Source organism: Planktothricoides sp. SR001 (genome assembly GCF_001276715.1).
Classification (GTDB): Bacteria; Cyanobacteriota; Cyanobacteriia; order Cyanobacteriales; family Laspinemataceae; genus Planktothricoides; species Planktothricoides raciborskii.
The window spans coordinates 1-4,277 of record NZ_LIUQ01000118.1 but is presented as its reverse complement, the minus strand read 5'-3'; the positions used below and the strand labels follow the sequence as shown (position 1 = coordinate 4,277).

Here is a 4,277-nt window from a genome sequence, read left to right as displayed (position 1 = left end):
CATTTTTTCACTTTGAATAAGTTGAGTTTGGGCTTGTTGGAGTTTTTGTTGATTTTCCTGAATTTTTTTTAAATGATCTAAGGCTCTTTGAATGGTGATTTCTAAATCTTCAAAGTCAATGGGTTTGTTGAGAAAATCAAAAGCCCCCCGATTCATGGCGGATCTAATATTTTGCATATCGCCATACGCGGACAAGACAATGGTTTGCACTGGTAAATCCAGGTATTGAATTTTATCCAGTAATACCAGTCCATTCATTTCTGGCATATTAATGTCAGTAATGACGATATGGATGGTTTGTTCTTTCAACGTATTTAAAGCCGCCAGTCCATTTTCCGCAAAGAAGAATTCCAATTCTTTGGCTTTGACTTTGCTTCTATATTTGGTTTTGATTAAGCGAGACAAAGCCGGTTCATCGTCTACGAATAAAATCTTAGGAATCATCCAAATACTCCCCTTTGGGTTTTACAAATTTTTCTTACAGATTTGACGAGCTTTTCTTGGGTATAACAATGATAAACTCTGTGGATGCTTCTGAATCGTTTTTTACCTTGATGTCTCCTTGATGTTCTCCAACAATGGTATCATAGGTCAGGGATAAGCCCAGACCCGTACCCTCTCCAGGCGGCTTGGTTGTAAAAAATGGGTTAAAAATTTTATCAACAATTTCTGGAGGGATGCCAATGCCATTATCTTGGATGGAGATGGTTATGGCTTCATCTTGATTTCGCGTTTTCACCGAAATCATCGGCTGAAATTTTTCCCCTAGGGCTTTTTGGCGATCGCTAACTGCATCACAAGCATTTTTAATGATATTTACAAAAGCCCGGGCCATATCTTGAGGGATGACCTCGATTTCCCTGATCGCCTCATCGTAGTCAGTTGCCAGAGTGATGGCACAGCGATTACCTTTGGCTAAATAGCTATTGTAAGCTAGTTCAATGGATTCGGATAATAACAGATTGATGTTTGTCATTTCTCGATGACCTTTTTGCGTGGGAGTATGCATCATCATACTCTGAATAATGGTTTCAATTCTTTTGCCATGACTTTCGATATCCGCCACGCTGTCTTTCAAATCTGTCAACATATCGTAAATATTTTCCACTTCGTCTGGGTCTACGCTGTCATTTTCGGTTTCCTCAAATACGGCTTTAATTTCTTCTACTAATTCTTCCGTGAGTTCCCCGGAAATCTGGGCAAAATTGTTAATAAAGTTTAAAGGATTTCTAATCTCATGGGCAATGCCAGCGGTGAGAGAACCGAGATAGGCTAACTTTTCTTGGGCGATGATTTGCTTTTGGGCGGCTTGAAGTTTTTGCAGGGTTTGTTCCAGAGCATAATTTTTATCTTTTAGTTCTTGGGTACGTTCTTCAACTTTGATTTCTAGAGTCCGGGCATATTCTTCAAGTTGTTTGTGAGAAAGCAGAAGGTTTTCCCACAGGGTATAGCCAATTTTAAAGGTGGTGGAACCGATCAGGGTGAGTAGGGGGCTGACTAGGGGAATCCACCAATTGCGTAAAAATGCAATATAACATAAGAGGATTAAAGCCAGGGAGGTGATGGGAATTATGATGCTAGTTTGGCCGATTAGTATTTTATTCAGGTTGCCGTCAGAACGCCATTGACAAGTTACAGTGGCGCCAATGAGCGACCAGAAGAAAATCCAGATCCACTCGATCGCTTCTGGCCAGGTTTGCAACAGCGATCGCCCGTCTAAAGCCGCACTAATAAAATGACTGGTGACATTGGCATGGACTTCAACTCCGGGCATGGGGTGGGGTAAAGAATCAAACAGCCTGGTACTATAAGGAGTCAATAAAACATCTTTGACGCTGATAGCGGTGGAACCAATGATGACAATGCGATCGCGCATTAAAGTGGGCGAAATTTTATCGTTTAAAACATCCCGAAGCGAGACTGTCTGAAAAAAACCCTGGGGGCCGCGATAATTCAGCAAAATTTGGTAGCCTTCATCAGCCGCCCAAACATAGCCTCCATCATTCCGCCGAAAAGGAGTAAAGAGTGCTTGACCGAGTTGAATTTTAAATTTTTGCTCATCGATCATTTTGGGGTGAATGCCCAAATCTTTGAGATACATCAAAGCGAGTTGAAATCCCAAACTAAAGACATTCTCGTCATTCTTATCACTAAGATATAAAAAAGCCCGACGCACTTTGCCATCCACATCGTAAGGGAAATCGTTGGCCGCGAATTGATTTCGGTCGCTGAGGGCTGGAGGCGCTGGGATCTGGTCAACCTGTTCGCCGACTATTTTGCTAATTCCAATCAAATTGGGCGTGGTTTGAAAAACTTGCACCAGTTTTTCATGTCCCGGTTGTACGGGGATATCGCGATAAATATCCAGACCAATGGCTTTAGGTTGTTGCTGTCTGACTTTTTTGAGTAACTCAGCCAATACCCCATCAGGAATTGGCCATTTTCCCACATAACGTAAATCTTGTTCGTCAACGCCCAAAATGACAATGCGATCGTCCGGTTCGGCAGCCGGACGCAAGAGAAAAAATTGATCCAGGGCTGATAATTCTAATGATTGTAATAAGCCGGTCATTCGCACTCCAATCACCAATGCGGCGATCGCGGGTGCAATGAACAATGTTTTTTTGGCTCGCCGAATTTTTTGTTTAAATTTTGCCCACATTTTGCCCACATCGTAGTGGGCATCGCCCACCAAAAAATGATCTACCGACTAGCCATTTTAAATGTCCCGATCGAACTTAGCCAACCCAAGCTGAGGACTGCGGTAGACAAAGGGCAAGCAAAAAATCACCAAGGACTGCCGATCATGGTAAATCCAGACCAATAATAAGGATGGTTTAAGTTTCGATTCCCTAGTTCTTTAAGTGCTGGTGGCAGTTCTATTTGTCCGAAGGTGCCAACCAAAAAACCATCAGTTAAAGATAGCTCACCCTGAAGCATAGCAATTTGCGCTTGTCGGAGCCCTTCGGCTTTGATCGGAGTCGATCGCAAATGGGCGTAAAATTCGCTCATTAGCCCCAAAGTCGCGGCATCATTCGCATACCAGAGACTGGCCAAAGCTGATTTTACACCAGCTTGCACTGCTAACCCAGCAAAACCATACTCGGTTTCTTGGTCGCCGATCGCCGTGCGGCAGGCACTCAAGACCAATAATTCTACCGGGGGATTATTCCAGTTTAACTCTGGCATTTGATCCAAGTGTAGCGGCTGATCCGATAGTTGGATGTATGAGTTGTGCAGTTGACCGGATTTAAATTGGGCATGAGTGGCAATGTGAATGATGCTCGGGTTGGCTTTGGAACGCAATCGGCGTAAATTTGCCAAAGTGGCCGATTGACCGAAAATGGTTTCCACTGACCACTTTTTGGCGATCGCTTGCAGTTCTACGGGCACCGCAGGTAAAGGATTTTTGTCAGGAAATTCTGAGATGCCCATTGCTAAGACGCGAGAATTCTGAATATCGTGGTAACGAGCATCCAATAAGTGTAAACTAGGGGTCAGACTGAGACTATATTTTTCGATGAGAAACTTTTCCCCATCATTTAATGCGGCCAAAGGTAAGGTTCGCAAACCCGCATCGACACTAAAAATGAGGGTATCAGTGTTTAATTTTTTTAAGTCCTCTTCTAGGGGAGAAATAATTAGTTGATAGAGTTGCTTTGCTAATGGTAAATAGGTCGTTGTTTGCCGGAAAATCGGATCGGTAATTTGGTTTTGAAATTCCTCGACTTGCTCCAAGAGAGATTCTTTGGAATTGATCGCCACATTCTTATAAATGGGCTTGCCAAGCGGGGGAACGACAATTAAATCTAACTGCTTTTCCCTGGTAAAAACATAGATAATCGCTGTTTGATTCCCCGTAGTTTTGGCAATCTGTTGTAGCTGAAGTTGCATTGAGGCAAACGACAGATGCGAGCGGTTCATATCTGGGCGTAAGTAATCCCAAAATTCTTCAGTAAATAGGCGATCGCCCATTTGGACTGCTCGTTCTAGTTGGCCACTGTTGATCAGTTGTTCCAGTTCTTGCCGGTTGCTCAAGTCCAGTCTCGGTGCTTGAAGACTGAGGCTGAGTGAATTATCGATAGAGATTTGAGGTTCACGAGATTGAGTAAACGGATAAATCGGATCAATTTGTGACGGAGTATTAAAGCTAAAATCCGCCGCATTTGTTGGTTCTGGAATATTGACTTCGTTGAGTAGGTTAGATCCTGGATTATTCGGATCTACAACTGGGGCGGTTTCTGATGGGATTTGCGCGATCGCTTCGGTGATTGGTG

The 4,277-nt window shown here is 43.3% G+C and carries 3 protein-coding genes; all 3 read right to left on the bottom strand.

The window, feature by feature from the left end; translation table 11 throughout:
• Nucleotides 1-444, bottom strand: a 444-nt coding sequence (locus AM228_RS28490) for a response regulator (protein WP_156332140.1), incomplete at its 3' end; no start/stop codon positions are given.
• Between the two features lie 34 nt (nucleotides 445-478).
• A complete protein-coding gene (locus tag AM228_RS28485) occupies nucleotides 479-2,617 on the bottom strand; it encodes a CHASE2 domain-containing protein (protein ID WP_231636839.1) in 2,139 nt (712 codons plus the stop codon).
• A 170-nt stretch (nucleotides 2,618-2,787) separates the two neighbouring features.
• A partial coding sequence (locus tag AM228_RS28480) for a CHAT domain-containing protein (protein WP_156331861.1) occupies nucleotides 2,788-4,277 on the bottom strand: 1,490 nt, incomplete at its 5' end.